Source organism: Micromonospora sp. DT53 (assembly GCF_049841535.1).
Classification (GTDB): Bacteria; Actinomycetota; Actinomycetes; order Mycobacteriales; family Micromonosporaceae; genus Micromonospora.
Window position 1 is genome coordinate 273,154 of record NZ_JBNCKM010000002.1, and the last position, 15,603, is coordinate 288,756.

The following is a 15,603-nucleotide window of genomic DNA, read 5'->3' on the forward strand; positions in this document are numbered from 1 at the left end:
CACCGCCCCCGGAGGTGCCCCATCGCCACGGTCGCCGGTTCCGGCAGTTCGACGACGCAGGCTCAGCAGTTCGCCGAGTCGTACGTCACCGAGGATCTCGTCCTGCGTACCGCCCGCAGCCTGGCCCGGGAGGTGGGCCTCGACGCCGTCACCCCCGGCGCGGGAGCGGCGCTGCGGCTGCTCGCCGCCGCCGGCAATGCCCGTGCGGTGGTGGAGATCGGCACCGGCACCGGTGTGAGCGGGGTGTGGTTGCTGCGCGGCATGCGTGCCGACGGCGTGCTCACCACCATCGACGTGGAGGTGGAGCACCAGCGGATCGCCCGGCGGATCTTCGCCGAGGCGGGTTTCGCGGCCGGGCGCACTCGGATCATCACCGGTCGGGCGCTCGACGTGCTGCCCCGGCTCGCCGATGGCGCGTACGACCTGGTCTTCGTGGACGCGGAGGCGACCGGCTTCCATGCCTGCGTGGAGGCGGCGCTGCGGCTGTTGCGCCCGGGGGGTGTGCTGGCGCTCAACGGCGTGCTGGCCAGCGACCGGATCGGCGACCCGTCCGCCCGGGACGCGGAGACGGTGACGGTTCGCGAGACGATCAAGGCGGTCCGGGAGTCGGAGCACTGGATCCCCGCGCTGCTTCCGGTAGGGCACGGGGTGCTCGCCGCCGTGAAGTGCTGACCGGGCCTCAGTGCACGTCGGCCAGCCAGCGCAGCAACGACCGGACGCCCCAGCCGGTGGCGCCGCGGCTGACCTCGGCCTGGTCACCGTCGGCCCAGGACGGGGCCGACATGTCCACATGCAGCCAGCGGTCTCGTAGTTCGCCGGTGAACTCGCGCAGGTAGAGCGCGGCCACCACCGAGCCGGCACCCTGCGCCGGTGCGCTGTAGAGGTCGGCGATCTCGCTGCCGAGGTATTCGACGTAGTCGGTGTGCAGCGGCATCCGCCACGCCGACTCGCCGGCCGCCTCGGCCGCCGCCAGCACGCCGGCGGCCAGTTCGTCGTTCTCGCTGTACAGGGCGGCGGTGCGCTTGCCCAGCGCCACGGAGTTCGCGCCGGTGAGCGTGGCCAGGTCGAGCAGCAGGTCCGGTTTGAGCTGCTGCACCGCGTACGCCAGCGCGTCGGCGAGGACCAGCCGACCCTCGGCGTCCGAGTTGGTCGTCTCGCTGGTCGTGCCGCCGTAGTGCCGGATGACGTCGCCGGGGCGGAACGCCGAGCCGCTGACCATGTTCTCGGCGAGCGGGGCCAACGTGGTGATCCGGACCGGCAGCCGCAGCGCGGCGGCGCCCAGGGTGGCGGCGACGACCGCGGCCGCGCCGGCCATGTCCTTGCGCATCAGCTTCATCGCCGGCACCGGCTTGATCGAGATGCCGCCGGTGTCGAACGTGATGCCCTTGCCGATCAGCACCACGTGGGTGCGCGCGTTGGCGGGGTGCCAGTCGAGTTCGACGAGCCGGGGTCCGCTGGCGGAGCCACCGCCCACGGCGAGGATCCCGCCGAAGCCCTCGGTGGTCAGTTCGGCCGGGCCACGGACCCGCAGCCGCAGGTCCGGAAGGTCGGCTGCGGCGGACGCCACCTGGTCGGCGAACCACTGCGGAGTCTTCACCGAGGAGGGGGTGTTGGTCAGGTCCCGGGCGAGATGGGTCATCGCGGCCGTGGTCCGGGCCGTGGCGACGATGTCCTCGTACGCGGTCGGGTCGGCGAGCAGCAGGTCGACGCCGCTGAGCGTCGGTCGGTCACCGGCCTCGGTGAGTCGGAACCGGTACGGGGCGAGCAGCAGCCCCTCGGTCAACCCGCGAACTGCGGCCGGAGTCACCTCGGCCGGCAGCGCGATGGTGATATGCGTCTCAGCCGAGTTGGAGCGGGCCAGGGCCGCGCCGGCCGTCCGCCAGGCCGCCTCGTCGCCGTCACCGATGCCGAGCAGCACCAGCCGGCCGGGGGTACCCCCGGGGCGCAACTGGGTGTGGATCTCGCCGGTTCGGCCCGTCAGTCGGGCTGCCGACACCAGCGCGACGGCCTCGTCGGCCGTGCCGTCCGGGGCCCCCACGGCGGTCGACATGGGCTCGGCCGAGGTGTCACCCTCCGCTGCCGATTCGGTGGGGCGGACGGGCAGGACGAGGACGTCGAGCCGGCCGGGCTCGGCGATCAGACGGATGGCGAGCACGCGGAACCGTACCTCCAGGAAAGTGTCGCGGACCGGAGGCGAACCCACCTGCCCGCAGCATTGAAGACCCTGAGCCACCGGCTGTTCCGGTGGCTCAGGGTCCAAAGAACGTTCCGGGCGGCGTGAGCCGCCCGGAGCACTCCTTACTCAGCCGGCCGCTGCCTTCAGTGCGTCACCGAGCGCGTTGGCCTCGTCGGGAGTCATCTCGACGACGAGCCGGCCACCGCCCTCCAGCGGGACCCGCATGACGATGCCCCGCCCCTCCTTGGTGACTTCCAGCGGACCGTCGCCCGTCCGCGGCTTCATCGCCGCCATGTTGTCTCCCCTCAGACCTACACCAGGGTCGGTGGGTTGCCCCACAGCCACTTCGTCACGACCACCCGCAACGGTCACGGGGGTGTCGACCAACGATTTTCCCTGATGAACACCGCCGGACCCAAACCGGAGCAGCATTGATGTAACAGCATCTAGCTTATCTTGAGAAGGCCTGTCACAATGTGCGGTCATGCAGGCACGGTCGGCACTCTTCGACCTGTACGGCGACCACCTCCGTCCGAGGGGTGGCCGGGCACCGGTTGCTGCCCTGGTCAAGCTACTGGCGCCGCTGGGAATCGCACCGCCAGCAGTTCGCACCGCCGTGTCCCGGATGGTGCGTCAGGGCTGGCTCGAGCCACTCCGGTTGGTCTCCGGACCGGGATATTCGATCACACCGAAAGCTGCCCGGCGACTCGACGAGGCAGCGGCCCGGATCTACCGGACCGGCCGGGTCACCTGGGACGGCCGGTTCGATCTGCTGGTGTTGGAGGCCCCGGGCTCCCGCCGCGACCGCCAGCGGCTCGCCGCCAACCTGAGCTTCCTCGGCTACGGGACGCTCGACGAGCAGACCTGGGTCGCCACCCGCCCCGCCGAGGATGTCGACCTGCTCCTCGCCGAGACCGGCATCCGGTTCGAGCGGTTCACCGCGTCGCACTTCTCCGGCACCCCCGGCGCGATGGGCGTGGTCCGACGAGCCTGGAACCTGGCCGAGATCGGCCGCGCCTACGAACGGTTCGTCGCGGACCAGCGCCCGCTGCTCGCCGCGGTCACCGTGCGCAGCAGCGACGAGGAGGCGTACGCGACGCGGTTCCGCCTCGTGCACGCGTGGCGTACGTTCCTCTTCCAGGACCCGCAGCTGCCCCCGGCGCTGCTGCCCGAGCGGTGGCCCGGCACCGCCGCGGCCAGTTTCTTCGACCGGCACGCGGCCCGCCTGCGTCCGGCCGCCGACCGGTACGTCGAACAGTGCCTCGACGCCGGCAACCGCATCGTCCGACAGAAGGGTCGTTAGACACGTGACCGAGCCGCTGCTGGTCGACCGGACCGATGCCGTCGTCACCCTCACGCTGAACCGGCCGAACGCGATGAACGCGCTCGACGTGGCGCTCAAGGAGGCGCTGCGCGACGCCCTGGCCGAGTTGGAGACCGACAGGTCCTGCCGCGCCGTCGTCCTGGCCGGGGCCGGCGGGTCGTTCAGCGCCGGGCAGGACCTACGCGAGCACGTGGCCACCCTGGAAAACTCCGCAAGTGACCCGCTGGGCACCGTGCGGGCGCACTACAACCCGATCGCCGCCCGGCTCGCCAACCTGCCCAAGCCGGTGATCGCCGCGGTCCGCGGGATGGCCGCCGGGGCGGGCGCGTCGCTGGCGTTCCTGGCCGACATCCGCATCGGCGGTCCGACCACCAGTTTCCTGATGGCCTTCGCCAAGGTCGGCCTCGCCGCCGACACCGGCGCCTCGTGGACGCTGCCCCGACTGGTCGGGCACGCCAAGGCGGTGGAGTTGCTGATGCTGGCCGAGCCGGTCCGCGCCGAGGAGGCCTGCCAGCTGGGCCTGCTCAACCGGCTGACGGACGACGACGAGCAGGTGTTGCCCGTCGCCCAGGAACTGGCCGCCCGCCTCGCCGCCGGCCCGACCGTCGCGTACGGGGCGATCAAGCGGCAGCTCTCCATCGCCGACGCCGGCACCCTCGCCGACGCCCTCGCCGCCGAGGCGCAGGCCCAGTCCATCTGCGGCGCCACCGCCGACCACCGGGCGGCCACCCTCGCCTTCGTCGGCAAGCAGAAACCGGTCTTCGAGGGACGCTGAACGCGATCCGGACGTCGCCCTTACCGTCCTCGAACACCGGACGCCTAGCGTCGGCCGGTATGAGCGATCGTGAAGCGGTGGCGCACCTGCTGCGCCGGGCCACCTTCGGGCCGACCGCCGACGAGGTGGACGCGGCCGAGCGGGCCGGCCCGGCGGCGACGCTGGACCGGCTGCTCGCCGCGTCCGGCGCGGACCGGGGCGCGGCGGCCACGCCGACCCCAACCCTTGCCGCCGACCCGTACGCCGAGCTGACCAAGGACTCCACCCGCGAGCAGCGGCAGCAGGCAAACGCGGAGCGCCGCAAGCAACTCCAGCAGGTCACCGAGTGGTGGCTGGACCGGATGGTGGCCGCCGAGGACGGGCTGACCGAGAAGTTGCTCTTCTTCTGGCACGGGCACTGGGCCACCAGCGCGCAGAAGGTCAAGTCGGCGCGGCTGATGTTGGGCCAGTTGGAGACCCTGCGCCGGCACGGCCGTGGGCCGCTGGGCCCGCTGGTCGCCGCGATGGTGCGCGACCCCGCCCTGATCGTCTGGCTGGACGGGCAGAAGAACACCCGCAAGGCGCCGAACGAGAATCTGGCCCGCGAGCTGATGGAGCTGTTCACCCTCGGCATCGGCGCGTACAGCGAGGCCGACGTGAAGGCCGGCGCGCGGGCCCTGACCGGCTGGGTGGTCGACCGGCGTACCGGTGCCGCCCGCGTCGAGGCCCGCCGGCACGACCCCGGCGAGAAGAGCATCCTCGGGCAGAGCGGCCAGTTCGACGCCGAGACGTACGCCGGTCTGCTGGCCGCCCAACCGGCGGCGGCGACCTTCGTGGCCGGGCGGCTCTGGTTCCGCTACGCCGGCGCCGACACCCCGGCACCGGACGGTCTGGCCGGCGCGGACACCATCGCGACCCTGCGCGCGCTCTTCTCCGCACCGGCCTTCGCGCAGACCCGGGGCACGCTCGTGAAGCAGCCGGTGGAGTGGCTGGTCGGTGCGCTACGGCAACTCGGCATCCGACCGTCCGCGCTGCCCGAGCAGCAACGCAAACAACTGCTGGCCGGCCTGAACGCGCTGGACCAGGTGCCGCTGCGCCCGCCCAGTGTCGGCGGCTGGCCGGCCGGGGCCGCCTGGCTGACCACCTCGTCGTTGCAGGCCCGGCTGCGCACGGCCGGGGTGCTCGCCGCCGCCACGGCACCAGCGGTGCTGGCCCGGCTGACCGCCGCGCCCACCGCCGGCCGAACGGACGCGCTGGCCCGACTGCTGGTGGTCGACGGCTGGGGTGCGCGCACCCGCGCCGCCCTCACCCCGCTGGCCGGTGAGCCCCGCAAGCTGCTGGCCGCCGGCCTGGTCAGCCCCGAATACACAGTCAGCTGAGCGGAGGAGTCGACATGGACACCCTGACCCGACGCAGGTTCCTGCTGACCAGTGGGGTGGTCGGCGCGGGTGCGCTGGCCGCCGGGGCCGGCGCGTACAGCCTGCGGGACCTGCTGGACACCTCCGGGGACCGCGATCCGCAGTCCCGCACGCTGGTGCTGGTGACCCTCTACGGCGGCAATGACGGGCTCAACACGGTCATCCCGTACGGCGACCCGGCCTACCGGGCGGCCCGGCCCGAGCTGGCGTACCCGGACGGGGAGGTGCGGCGGTTGGACGACGACTTCGGCCTCAACCCGGCGCTGGCCGGCCTGCACCAGCGCTGGTCCGGCGGTGGGCTGGCGATCGTGCGCGGGGTCGGCTACCCGAAGCCGGACCGCAGCCACTTCCGGTCGATGGACATCTGGCACACCGCGCAACCGGACCGGCCCGGCAACACGGGCTGGCTCGGGCGGTGGCTGGACCGCGCCGGTGGCGACCCCCGGCTGGCGGTCTCCTTCGAGCCGGCACTGCCGCCGCTGCTGGCCGGGGCACGAAGCGCCGGCGCCGCCGTGCCGGTGACCGACCGGAAGGCCGCCAAGGGGCTTCCCGCGGAGACGCTCACCGCGTTCGCCGCCGCCGAGGCGGGCGAGTCGGCGGCCCGGGGGCGCGCCGCCGCCTGTTTCGCCGACCTGCGCTCGGTGGACGAGATGATCCGCCAGGTACGCGACTCCGCCGACCCGGACACGGCGGACCCGGACGGCGAGCAGGCCGCCGCGACGGCCACCGGCGGGGCACGCACACCGCTGGACGCGCAACTCGACCTGGTCGCGCAGTGTGTCGAGGCGGGAGTGTCCACCCGGGTCTTCTCGGTGTCGCTGGGCGGCTTCGACACGCACGCCGACGAGAAGCAGTTGCAGGCCGTCCTGCTGGGTCAACTGGACCGGGCGTTGACCGGGTTCGCCGACCGGATGAGCCGCACCGAGGCGGGCCGGAAGGTGGTGGTGGCGGTCTACTCCGAGTTCGGCCGTCGGGTACGAGCAAACGCCTCGGACGGCACCGACCACGGCACCGCCTCCGACGTGCTGCTGCTCGGCGCGGGCGTCCGTGGCGGCTGGTACGGCGCAGCACCGAGCCTGACCGACCTGGACGACGGCGACCTGAAATACACCACCGACTTCCGGGACGTCTACGCCACGCTGCTGGAGCGGGTGCTGGACACCGACCCGGGCCCGGTCCTCGCCGACTGGCGGGGACGGGTGGACAAGCTGTTCTAGTCGTCCTCTTCCGGGTCCTGGTTGGCCTGCTCGCCCAGTACGAACGCCTGCATGGCCAGCTCGTCACCGGCCGGCGAGACGAAGGCGGGCAGCTCGCGCGGCCCCAGCTCCTGCACGTAGGACCAGAACAGCCGAACCGCCTCGGCGGGCGTGCCGGCCTCGATCGGCAGGTCGAGGCTGACCAGCCAGGTGCGCCGCGCCGGGGGCGGGCCGAGCTGGTCGACAAATGCCCGGAAGGCCGCCGGCTCCAGTGCGGTGACCGGCCCGTCGAGCGCCAGCAGGTCGGCCGGCACCGGCTCGTCGAAGGCCCGTCGGGTGTACGCGACGACGAGCGTCCCCGGCTCGACCGGGGACTGCGGGTCGTCCGGGTCTTCGCGGTGGCGTCGACCCGGCGCGGTGACCCGCCCGAGGGCCACCAGCCGTGGCGGCCCGTCGACCAGCACGGCAACCTGGTCTCCCGGCCCCGGCCGGGCGACGTCGGTCAGCCCGGTCAGCTCCAGCGTGTCGTGGTGCACGAGCCGCTCGGCCTCATAACGCTCGGCGGGCAGCAGCACCGCCCAGGTGCCCGCCCCGTCGGCGTTGCCGGCCGCGCCGGCCCGGTGCGCGGTCTCGGTCGTCATGTCTGCCATCTCATCACGCCGCCGGTGGGAGGGTGACATGACAGCCGACGATGTGATCGTCGACCATCCCGGTGGCCTGCATCAGCGCGTACGCGGTGGTCGGGCCGACGAACCGGAAGCCGCGCTTCTTGAGTGCCTTGGCCATCGCCGTCGACTCCGGTGTGATCGGTGCCAGCTCGGCGAACGAGGCGGGGCGGGCCGGCCGGGGCGCCGGAGCGAAGGACCAGAGCAGCGCGGACAGGCCCTCCGGCAGATCCAGTGCGGCGCGGGCGTTGGCGATCGCCGCCTCGATCTTGGCTCGGTTGCGGACGATGCCGGCGTCGGCGAGCAACCGGGTCACGTCGCTGTCGTCGTAGCGGGCGACGGTCGGGATGTGGAACTCGTCGAAGGCCAGCCGGAACGCCGGACGCTTGCGCAGGATGGTCAGCCAGGACAACCCGGACTGGAACGCCTCCAGCGTCATCCGCTCGTAGAGCGCGTCGTCGCCGCGCAGCGGCCGCCCCCACTCGGTGTCGTGGTAGATGGCGTAGTCGGGGGTGCTCGACCCCCAGGCGCAGCGAGGCAGCCCATCGGCGCCGATCACCAGGTCAGTCACCCCGTACACGCTAGGGCATCGCTCCGACACCCCATCGCCACCGGCCGCCGTGGTGACCCGCCGGCACCGGGCCGCACGATCAGGGCAGCCGGCCCTGCTCGACCAGACGGGCGAACCTCTTCAGAGCCTGGGTGAGGCCGAGTTTGGAGCCCGGCCAGAGCACCGGCCACGCCAGGCGACCGGCTCGGCCGCCCGGCAGGTGGAACCACTCGTGCCAGACGACCTGGGTGCGGTCCCGACCCAGCTGGGTGCAGCGCAGCACCCCCGGGCCGCGCAGCAGTTGGCCGTAGTGCACCACGCCGATCTCGTACGGCTCGTCGACCCGGACCACCCGCATCTCGTCACGCAGCGTCGCCCGGCCGAGCGCGGTCACCGCCTCGATCCGACTGCCCTCGCGCCCGTCGCCCTCGACCACCCGGACCCGGGTGAACGGGATCCAGTCGGACTGACGTTCCCAGGCGAGCAACGCGGCGAAGACCCGCTCCGCCGGGGCGTCGACGATCACCGTGGCGGTCACCTCACCGGCGCCGGGTCGGGCCGCCTCCCGAAGATCGTCGGCGCCCTCCGGCTCGGTCACGCCGACTCCGACCGAACCACCGCGTCGCGCTGCTCGGTGTTGTCGGCGGGCTGCTCACGATCGGCCGACTCGTCGGTGGGGGTGACGGCAGGCGCCACACCGTCGGAATCCGCCGGGGACGAGGTGGCAGCGGGCAACGGGCCGGGAGTCGTCGAGCCGACCGGGGCCGAACCCGCCTCGCCGGTCAGCGGCGCGTCTTCGCCCGGCTCGGCCGTCGTACCCGGCTCGGCAGCCTCGCCCGGCTCCGCCGCGTCCGCGGTCGTCACCTTGGTGGCGGACTGCTCGCGGGCCTGGCGGAGCACGTCCGCGTCGTCGGTGCGCCCCTCACGCAAGGCGATGACCTCCGACTCCAGTACGCCGATCAGCTCGGACTTGTAACCGATGTCGTAGGCGGCACGGCGCATCGCCTGATCGACCTGGTCCATCCGGTACCCGCGCAACCCGGTGTCGAAACGGACCGCCCCCACGTCGGATTCACGCAACGGGCGGGTGCCCGGCAACGCCACGGCCTGCGAATCCGGCTCGGCTGGCACCAGGCCGGGATCACGGCCGCTGACCAGCACCGTCACGCCGAATATCACCGCCGCGACGGTCAACGCCACGACCAGGAGGAGCAGAAGCTGACCCATGTACTGATCGTGGCATGGCAGCCGGCCCGGAGCGACCCCGCCACCCGCCCCGATCACGATCGGCGCCGACGCCCGCCCGGAATCGAGGACGGGCGACCGACTAGCGTCGGGACCGGCCGACGCGGCGGCGACGGCGCGAACCTCCAGGAGGCGGGCATGGCCGGGGCGCTTCGGCTGGGTGGGCGCACGTTCGCCCCCGGCGAGCTGGTGGTGATGGCGATCATCAACCGCACGCCGGACTCGTTCTTCGACCGAGGGGCGACCTACGCCGCCGACAACGCGCTGCGCGCCGTGGAGCGGGCGGTGGGCGAGGGCGCGGCCATCATCGACATCGGCGGGGTCAAGGCCGGCCCCGGCGCGGACGTGGGCGTCGCCGAGGAGATCCGGCGCACGGTGGACACCATCGCCGCCGTCCGGGCCGCGTTTCCGGAGGTGGTGATCTCCATCGACACCTGGCGTGCCGAGGTGGCGACGGAGGCCGTGGCGGCCGGTGCCGACCTCCTCAACGACACCTGGTCGGGCGCCGACCCGACGTTGGTCCGGGTGGCCGCGCAGACCGGCGCCGGCCTGGTCTGTTCGCACGCCGGCGGCCTGACGCCCCGGACCAGGCCGCACCGGGCCGCCTTCACCGACGTGGTCGCCGACGTGGTCACGACGGTGACCGGGCTCGCCGAGCGCGCGGTGGCCGCAGGGGTACGCCCCGACGGCATCCTCATCGACCCGGCGCACGACTTCGGCAAGAACACCCGGCACTCGCTGGAGATCACCCGCCGACTGGACGAGCTGGCCGGAACCGGCTGGCCGGTGCTGGTGGCCCTCTCCAACAAGGACTTCATCGGTGAGACGTTGGGCCTGCCGGTGGCCGAACGGCTGGAGGGGACGCTCGCCGCGACGGCGGTCTCGGCCTGGTCGGGCGCCCGGGTCTTCCGGGCCCACCAGGTCGGCCCGACCCGCCGGGTGCTGGACATGGTGGCCTCGATCCGGGGCGATCGCCCGCCCACGGCGACCCGCCGGGGACTGGCCTGACCGATTGTCGCCGTAAGCGACCGCGAACGGCCGGACGGACCGACACGATCGCCGGAGGCCGCGGCGCTCAGGTCCAGCGGAGGATGTTCCTGCGCCAGGCGTAGAGGATGCCGAGCGCGAGCACCGCCACGAACACCGCCATCTCCACCACGGTCACCAGACCGAAACCCGGCCGGTCGAAGACCACCGCCCAGGGGAAGAGGAACACGGCCTCGACCGCGAACAGCACGTACAGGTAGGCGTACACGTAGTAGCGGATCTGCATCTGCGCCCAGTCGCCGCCGACCGGGTCGAGCCCGCACTCGTAGCTGGCCCGCTTGCCCGCCGGGTCGGCCGGACGCGCCGGGCGTAACACCCGGTTGGCCGAGAACGCCGTAACGAAGAAGAGGGCGCTGGCGAGCAGCAGGAGCCCGAGCGTCGCGTACGAGCCCAGGTATCCGGTCACAGTCGGCAGCCTACCGTCCGCCCGGACGGGCCGTCCCAAACACGTTACGGATTTGTTTCCAGATGGGACTAGTGCATCGGGGCAACTGTTACCGAATATTGGACCCCCACCCATGTCACCGGAGGACAGCTTGGCCCGCGTGAAGGCATCGCCCGGTAACCGGGCGGAGGGGCGGCGTTCCACGCCCCTGCTGGCGACCGCGCTCACGCTCGGCCTGCTCGCGGCGCTCGCCGCCGGGCCGGCCTGGGCCAGCGCGGCCGCACCTGACGCGGACCCGGTCGTGACCTCGGCGGACCCGGTCAACGAGCCGGGAGACGAAGGGCCACCGACCACACCCGCGGAGGAACCCACCCCGACCGAGGGCCCGGGCGGCGAACCGGAGCCGACCGACCCGGCGCCGGAGACCACCGCGCCGCCACCGGAGACGACGCCACCGGCGCCGGAGACCACCGCCCCGGAGGTCCCGCCGGCACCGACCACCAACGCGCCCGCGCCGGGCGCCACCACCCGACCGCCCAGCCCGGCGCCCCCGGTGCCACCGACGGCGCCCCCGGTCCCGCCGACACCCCCGGCCCCACCGGTCCGCCCGCCCGCGCCGAGTTCGGCGGCGCCGCCGCAGAACCCGCTGGGCGTACAGGTCACCACCGGCGACGTCACGCTCACCGAGGCGTACTGGAACGCGGCGAGCACGGCCGCCACCCTGCAGGTCACGGTGCACAACACAGGCACCACCGCGCAACGGATCCGACTCTCGTACACGCTGCCGGCCGGACTGGCCGACGCCGGCACGAAGGGCTGCGCCGCCGCCGGTGGTGGCACGTACCGCTGTGGGGCCTGGACCGCCGGGGCTGGCGTCCGGTTCAGCACCGTTCTGCGCCTGCGGGTCACTGGCACGGCGTGGAAGCAGATGCCGCTCAGCGGCTCCGTCCAGGTCGTCGCGGACGCGCCGGCGGTGGCCGGGGAGGCGACCGACGACCAGGGCTTCGCGGTGCTCTTCCCACCCGGCCCGCCGATGCCCGGGATCGCGCTCGCCGCCGACGAGGTGGCCTTCGACATCAGCGGCGGCCCCAGCACCCTCACCGTCCGGCTGGGCAACACCGGCACGGTGGACGCCGCAGGCCAGGTCGAGGTCGTCCTGCCGGCCGGGGTGACCGTGCCGACCCCACCGCCCGGCTGCGTCGCGGTCGACCCGACGCGTACCCGCTGCGACGCCGGCCTGGTGCGGGCGGGCACGACCGCCGAGGTGCAGCTGCCGGTGGAGGCGACACCGCAGGCCCAGCGGGAAGCGCCGTTGTCCGGTGCGGTGATCGGTCAACTCGACTCACGCAGCGGCCCGACCCGTCGGGTGCAGATGAGCTTCCGGATCACCGCGGCCGCCGCCCTGGCCACGCCTGTGGTCTCCCCGCCCGCGCCGACCGGCTCGCAGGGCGTACTCCCTGCCGGTGCCGCGACCGGAGACGGCGGGTTGACCTCGGTGCAGCGCACCGCGGTCATCCTGATCGCGGTCTCCACGCTGCTCGTGGTGCTGGCTCTCACCCTGGCCATGACCTCGCTGCGCCGCCGGTTCGGCGGCCCGCCGGCCGAGCCCACGCTCAATCCCGCCGACTGATCGACGGACGACCCCGGCAGCGCGGCCGGGGTCGTCGGGGCGGCCCGGTGGTGATCTGAATTACGGCGGGCGGGGCGTAACACCGCAAAGGCGGGCATTCATCCTGTCTATCGGGTCCCAGTCGGCGGACCTCCGGGGATGGTTAGGGCTCCCTTAGACGTAGGCTCTCAGGTGAGGAACGACAGCGGCCGGACCAGCCTGGGGCGGTGCGGTGAAGCGTTGCGTCAAGGAGGTTCCGTGGCCGGGGAAGCCCCGCAGTCGCGAACGAAGGTGGCACAGTGACCAAGCAGATCCGTCAACTCGACCGGGTGGTCATCCGGTTCGCCGGTGACTCCGGCGACGGCATGCAGCTGACCGGCGACCGGTTCACCTCGGAGACGGCGCAGCTCGGCAACGACATCTCCACGCTGCCCAACTTTCCCGCCGAGATCCGGGCTCCCGCCGGCACGTTGCCGGGGGTGTCGAGCTTCCAGGTGCACTTCGCCGACTACGACATCCTCACGCCGGGTGACGCGCCCAACGTGCTGGTGGCGATGAACCCGGCGGCCCTCAAGGCCAACCTGGCCGATCTGCCGCGCGGCGCGGACATCATCGTCAACACCGACGAGTTCACCAAGCGCAACCTCGCCAAGGTCGGTTACCAGACCAGCCCACTGGACGACGACTCGCTGGCCGGCTACGTCGTGCACCCGGTGGCGCTGACCTCGATGACGGTCGGCGCGCTCGCCTCGCACCAGGTGTCCAAGAAGGACGCCGAGCGCTCGAAGAACATGTTCGCGCTCGGCCTGCTCTCCTGGATGTACTCCCGGCCCTACGAGTCGACGCTGCGCTTCCTGGAGCGCAAGTTCGCGGCCCGTCCGGAGCTGGTCGCCGCGAACGTCGCCGCCTTCAAGGCCGGCTGGAACTTCGGCGAGACCACCGAGGACTTCGCGGTCCGCTACGAGGTCAAGCCGGCAAAGATGAAGCCGGGCACGTACCGCAACATCACCGGCAACGCGGCGCTCTCGCTGGGGCTGGTCGCCGCCGGGGTTCGCTCCGGGCTGCCGGTCTTCCTCGGCGCGTACCCGATCACGCCCGCATCGGACATCCTCCACGAGCTGAGCAAGCACAAGCGCTTCGGCGTGATCACCGTGCAGGCCGAGGACGAGATCGCCGCCGTCGGCGCCGCGCTGGGCGCCTCCTACGGTGGGTCGCTCGGCGTGACCACCACCAGCGGCCCCGGCGTGGCGCTCAAGAGCGAGACGATCTCGCTCGCGGTGGCACTGGAGCTGCCGCTGGTGATCGTGGACGTGCAGCGCGCCGGCCCGTCGACAGGCATGCCGACCAAGACCGAGCAGGCCGACCTCAACATGGCGCTCTACGGTCGGCACGGCGAGGCGCCGGTCGCGGTGATCGCGCCCCGCTCACCGTCGGACTGCTTCTTCGCGGCACTGGAGGCGGCCCGGATCGCGCTGACCTACCGCACCCCGGTGATCCTGCTGTCCGACAACTACGTCGCCAACGGTTCGGAGCCGTGGCTGCTGCCCGACGTGGAGTCGCTGCCCGACCTGCGGGTCGAGTTCGCCACCAAGCCCAACGGCGAGGACGGCACCACCTTCCTGCCCTACCTGCGTGACCCGGAGACCCTGGCCCGGCCATGGGCGATCCCCGGCACGGCGGGCCTGGAGCACCGGATCGGCGGTCTGGAGAAGGCCGACAAGACCGGGGACATCTCCTACGACCCGGCCAACCACGACTTCATGGTGCGTACCCGGGCCGCCCGGATCGAGACCATCGGAGTGCCGGACATCGAGGTGGAAGACCCGGACGGCGACGCTCGGGTGCTGGTCCTCGGCTGGGGCTCGACGTACGGGCCGATCGGCGCGGCGTGCCGCGGTGTACGCCAGCGCGGCCTCTCCATCGCCCAGGCGCACCTGCGGCACCTGGCACCGATGCCGGCCAACCTCGGTGAGGTGCTCCGCTCGTACGACAAGGTGGTCATCCCGGAGATGAACCTGGGCCAGCTCGCCCACGTCATCCGGGCCCGCTACCTGGTCGACGCGATCAGCTACAACCAGGTCCGCGGCCTGCCGTTCACGGCCGTCGAGCTGGAGACGACGCTGGAAGAGGTGCTGAAGAATGTCTGAGCCCGTCGCCGTCAAGCTCACCGCGAAGGACTTCAAGTCCGACCAGGAGGTGCGCTGGTGCCCCGGCTGCGGTGACTACGCGATCCTGGCGGCCATCCAGCAGTTCATGCCGGAGCTGAACATCCCCCGGGAACGCACCGTCTTCGTCTCCGGGATCGGCTGCTCGTCCCGCTTCCCGTACTACATGAACACGTACGGCATGCACTCGATCCACGGCCGGGCCCCGGCGATCGCGACAGGCCTGTCGGTGTCCCGGCCGGACCTGTCGGTCTGGGTGGTCACCGGCGACGGCGACGCGCTCTCCATCGGGGGCAATCACCTGATCCACGCGCTTCGGCGCAACGTCAACCTCAAGATCCTGCTGTTCAACAACCGGATCTACGGTCTGACCAAGGGCCAGTATTCTCCGACCTCCGAGGTCGGCAAGATCACCAAGTCGACTCCGGCCGGCTCGGCGGACGCGCCGTTCAACCCGCTCTCGCTCGCGCTCGGCGCGGAGGCCAGCTTCGTCGGCCGGACCATCGACTCGGACCGCAAGCACCTGCAGTCGGTGCTGCGGGCCGCCGCCGAGCACGAGGGTTCGGCGTTCGTGGAGATCTACCAGAACTGCAACATCTTCAATGATGGGGCGTTCGAGCAGCTCAAGGACCCGTCCACGCGGGACGACTACCTGATCCGCCTGGAGCACGGCCAGCCGATCACCTTCGGGGCCGACGGGCAGTTCTGCGTGGTGCACCCGCCGGGCGGCTTCGGCCTGGAGGTCCGGGAGACCAGCTCGGTCCGACCGGAGGAGATCGTCGTGCACGACGCGACGGTCAACGACCCGGCGTACGCGTTCGCGCTGTCCCGACTGCCCGGCCTGGACCTGCGCAACACTCCGATCGGGGTGTTCCGCTCGGTCGACCGACCGTCCTACGACAGCGTGGTGCAGGCTCAGCTCGCCGCCGCCAAGGCGAAAGTCACCGAGACCCCCGAGCAGCAGCTCGCCGGCCTGCTGGGCAGCGGCGACACCTGGACGATCATCTGACGCTCAGAAATGGGACAGGGCCCGCAACCACTCGGTTGCGGGCCCTTCCCGTTACTGCCG

The 15,603-nt window shown here is 72.5% G+C and carries 16 protein-coding genes; 9 read left to right on the plus strand and 7 right to left on the minus strand.

What is annotated here, in order from left to right; translation table 11 throughout:
• The first annotated feature begins 102 nt into the window (after nt 1-102).
• Nucleotides 103-672, plus strand: a complete 570-nt coding sequence (locus tag ACLQ3B_RS07160) for an O-methyltransferase (RefSeq protein ID WP_425779817.1) — start codon at nt 103-105, stop codon at nt 670-672.
• A gap of 7 nt (nt 673-679) precedes the next feature.
• On the opposite strand, the gene ACLQ3B_RS07165 is transcribed toward ACLQ3B_RS07160, so the two are convergent.
• Together ACLQ3B_RS07165 and ACLQ3B_RS07170 are read right to left on the minus strand one after the other, a co-directional pair.
• Nucleotides 680-2,155: a leucyl aminopeptidase family protein gene (locus ACLQ3B_RS07165; protein ID WP_425779819.1), complete on the minus strand. Its 1,476-nt coding sequence runs from the start codon at nt 2,153-2,155 to the stop codon at nt 680-682.
• 147 nt (nt 2,156-2,302) lie between these two features.
• Nucleotides 2,303-2,470 (minus strand): DUF3117 domain-containing protein, encoded by a 168-nt coding sequence (locus ACLQ3B_RS07170; RefSeq protein WP_007455245.1) that lies wholly within the window; start codon nt 2,468-2,470, stop codon nt 2,303-2,305.
• 190 nt (nt 2,471-2,660) lie between these two features.
• Here ACLQ3B_RS07170 and ACLQ3B_RS07175 point away from each other — a divergent pair, with 190 nt between their 5' ends.
• The 4 genes from ACLQ3B_RS07175 to ACLQ3B_RS07190 are packed head-to-tail and all read left to right on the plus strand — an operon-like array spanning nt 2,661 to nt 6,889.
• The gene (locus ACLQ3B_RS07175; RefSeq protein ID WP_091394799.1) at nt 2,661-3,479 is read left to right on the plus strand and encodes a PaaX family transcriptional regulator; all 819 of its coding nucleotides are present in this window, start codon (nt 2,661-2,663) and stop codon (nt 3,477-3,479) included.
• A 4-nt stretch (nt 3,480-3,483) separates the two neighbouring features.
• Nucleotides 3,484-4,275, plus strand: coding sequence for an enoyl-CoA hydratase-related protein (locus ACLQ3B_RS07180; RefSeq protein ID WP_425778476.1), 792 nt, complete (start codon nt 3,484-3,486; stop codon nt 4,273-4,275).
• Nucleotides 4,276-4,334: 59 nt separating this feature from the next.
• Complete coding sequence (locus ACLQ3B_RS07185) at nt 4,335-5,633, plus strand: DUF1800 domain-containing protein (protein ID WP_425778478.1); 1,299 nt, start codon at nt 4,335-4,337, stop codon at nt 5,631-5,633.
• Nucleotides 5,634-5,647: 14 nt separating this feature from the next.
• Nucleotides 5,648-6,889 (plus strand): DUF1501 domain-containing protein, encoded by a 1,242-nt coding sequence (locus tag ACLQ3B_RS07190; RefSeq protein WP_425778480.1) that lies wholly within the window; start codon nt 5,648-5,650, stop codon nt 6,887-6,889.
• On the opposite strand, the gene ACLQ3B_RS07195 is transcribed toward ACLQ3B_RS07190, so the two are convergent.
• The 4 genes from ACLQ3B_RS07195 to ACLQ3B_RS07210 form a co-directional block, all read right to left on the minus strand.
• Nucleotides 6,886-7,509, minus strand: coding sequence for a hypothetical protein (locus tag ACLQ3B_RS07195; RefSeq protein WP_425778482.1), 624 nt, complete (start codon nt 7,507-7,509; stop codon nt 6,886-6,888). The genes ACLQ3B_RS07190 and ACLQ3B_RS07195 overlap by 4 nt on opposite strands.
• 13 nt (nt 7,510-7,522) lie before the next feature.
• A complete protein-coding gene (locus tag ACLQ3B_RS07200) occupies nt 7,523-8,104 on the minus strand; it encodes a DNA-3-methyladenine glycosylase I (RefSeq protein ID WP_425778484.1) in 582 nt (193 codons plus the stop codon).
• Nucleotides 8,105-8,183: 79 nt separating this feature from the next.
• On the minus strand, nt 8,184-8,681 hold the full coding sequence (locus ACLQ3B_RS07205; RefSeq protein ID WP_327033001.1) for an SRPBCC family protein: 498 nt from the start codon (nt 8,679-8,681) through the stop codon (nt 8,184-8,186).
• Complete coding sequence (locus ACLQ3B_RS07210) at nt 8,678-9,310, minus strand: DivIVA domain-containing protein (RefSeq protein ID WP_425778487.1); 633 nt, start codon at nt 9,308-9,310, stop codon at nt 8,678-8,680. The genes ACLQ3B_RS07205 and ACLQ3B_RS07210 overlap by 4 nt, the downstream gene beginning before the upstream one ends.
• A 156-nt stretch (nt 9,311-9,466) precedes the next feature.
• Between ACLQ3B_RS07210 and folP the strand changes: the two genes are divergently transcribed.
• Entirely contained in the window at nt 9,467-10,336 is an 870-nt protein-coding gene (gene folP / locus ACLQ3B_RS07215) for a dihydropteroate synthase (protein WP_425778489.1), read from the plus strand.
• A 67-nt stretch (nt 10,337-10,403) separates the two neighbouring features.
• On the opposite strand, the gene ndhC is transcribed toward folP, so the two are convergent.
• Nucleotides 10,404-10,781, minus strand: a complete 378-nt coding sequence (gene ndhC, locus ACLQ3B_RS07220) for an NADH-quinone oxidoreductase subunit A (protein ID WP_425778491.1) — start codon at nt 10,779-10,781, stop codon at nt 10,404-10,406.
• 139 nt (nt 10,782-10,920) lie between these two features.
• Here ndhC and ACLQ3B_RS07225 point away from each other — a divergent pair, with 139 nt between their 5' ends.
• The 3 genes from ACLQ3B_RS07225 to ACLQ3B_RS07235 all read left to right on the plus strand — a co-directional run bounded on the left by ACLQ3B_RS07225 (nt 10,921) and on the right by ACLQ3B_RS07235 (nt 15,543).
• The gene (locus tag ACLQ3B_RS07225) at nt 10,921-12,390 is read left to right on the plus strand and encodes a hypothetical protein (protein WP_425778493.1); all 1,470 of its coding nucleotides are present in this window, start codon (nt 10,921-10,923) and stop codon (nt 12,388-12,390) included.
• Nucleotides 12,391-12,668: 278 nt separating this feature from the next.
• Entirely contained in the window at nt 12,669-14,516 is a 1,848-nt protein-coding gene (locus ACLQ3B_RS07230; RefSeq protein ID WP_425778495.1) for a 2-oxoacid:acceptor oxidoreductase subunit alpha, read from the plus strand.
• Nucleotides 14,509-15,543, plus strand: a complete 1,035-nt coding sequence (locus ACLQ3B_RS07235) for a 2-oxoacid:ferredoxin oxidoreductase subunit beta (RefSeq protein WP_425778497.1) — start codon at nt 14,509-14,511, stop codon at nt 15,541-15,543. Before ACLQ3B_RS07230 ends, ACLQ3B_RS07235 begins: the two co-directional genes overlap by 8 nt.
• The last annotated feature ends 60 nt before the right edge of the window (nt 15,544-15,603 follow it).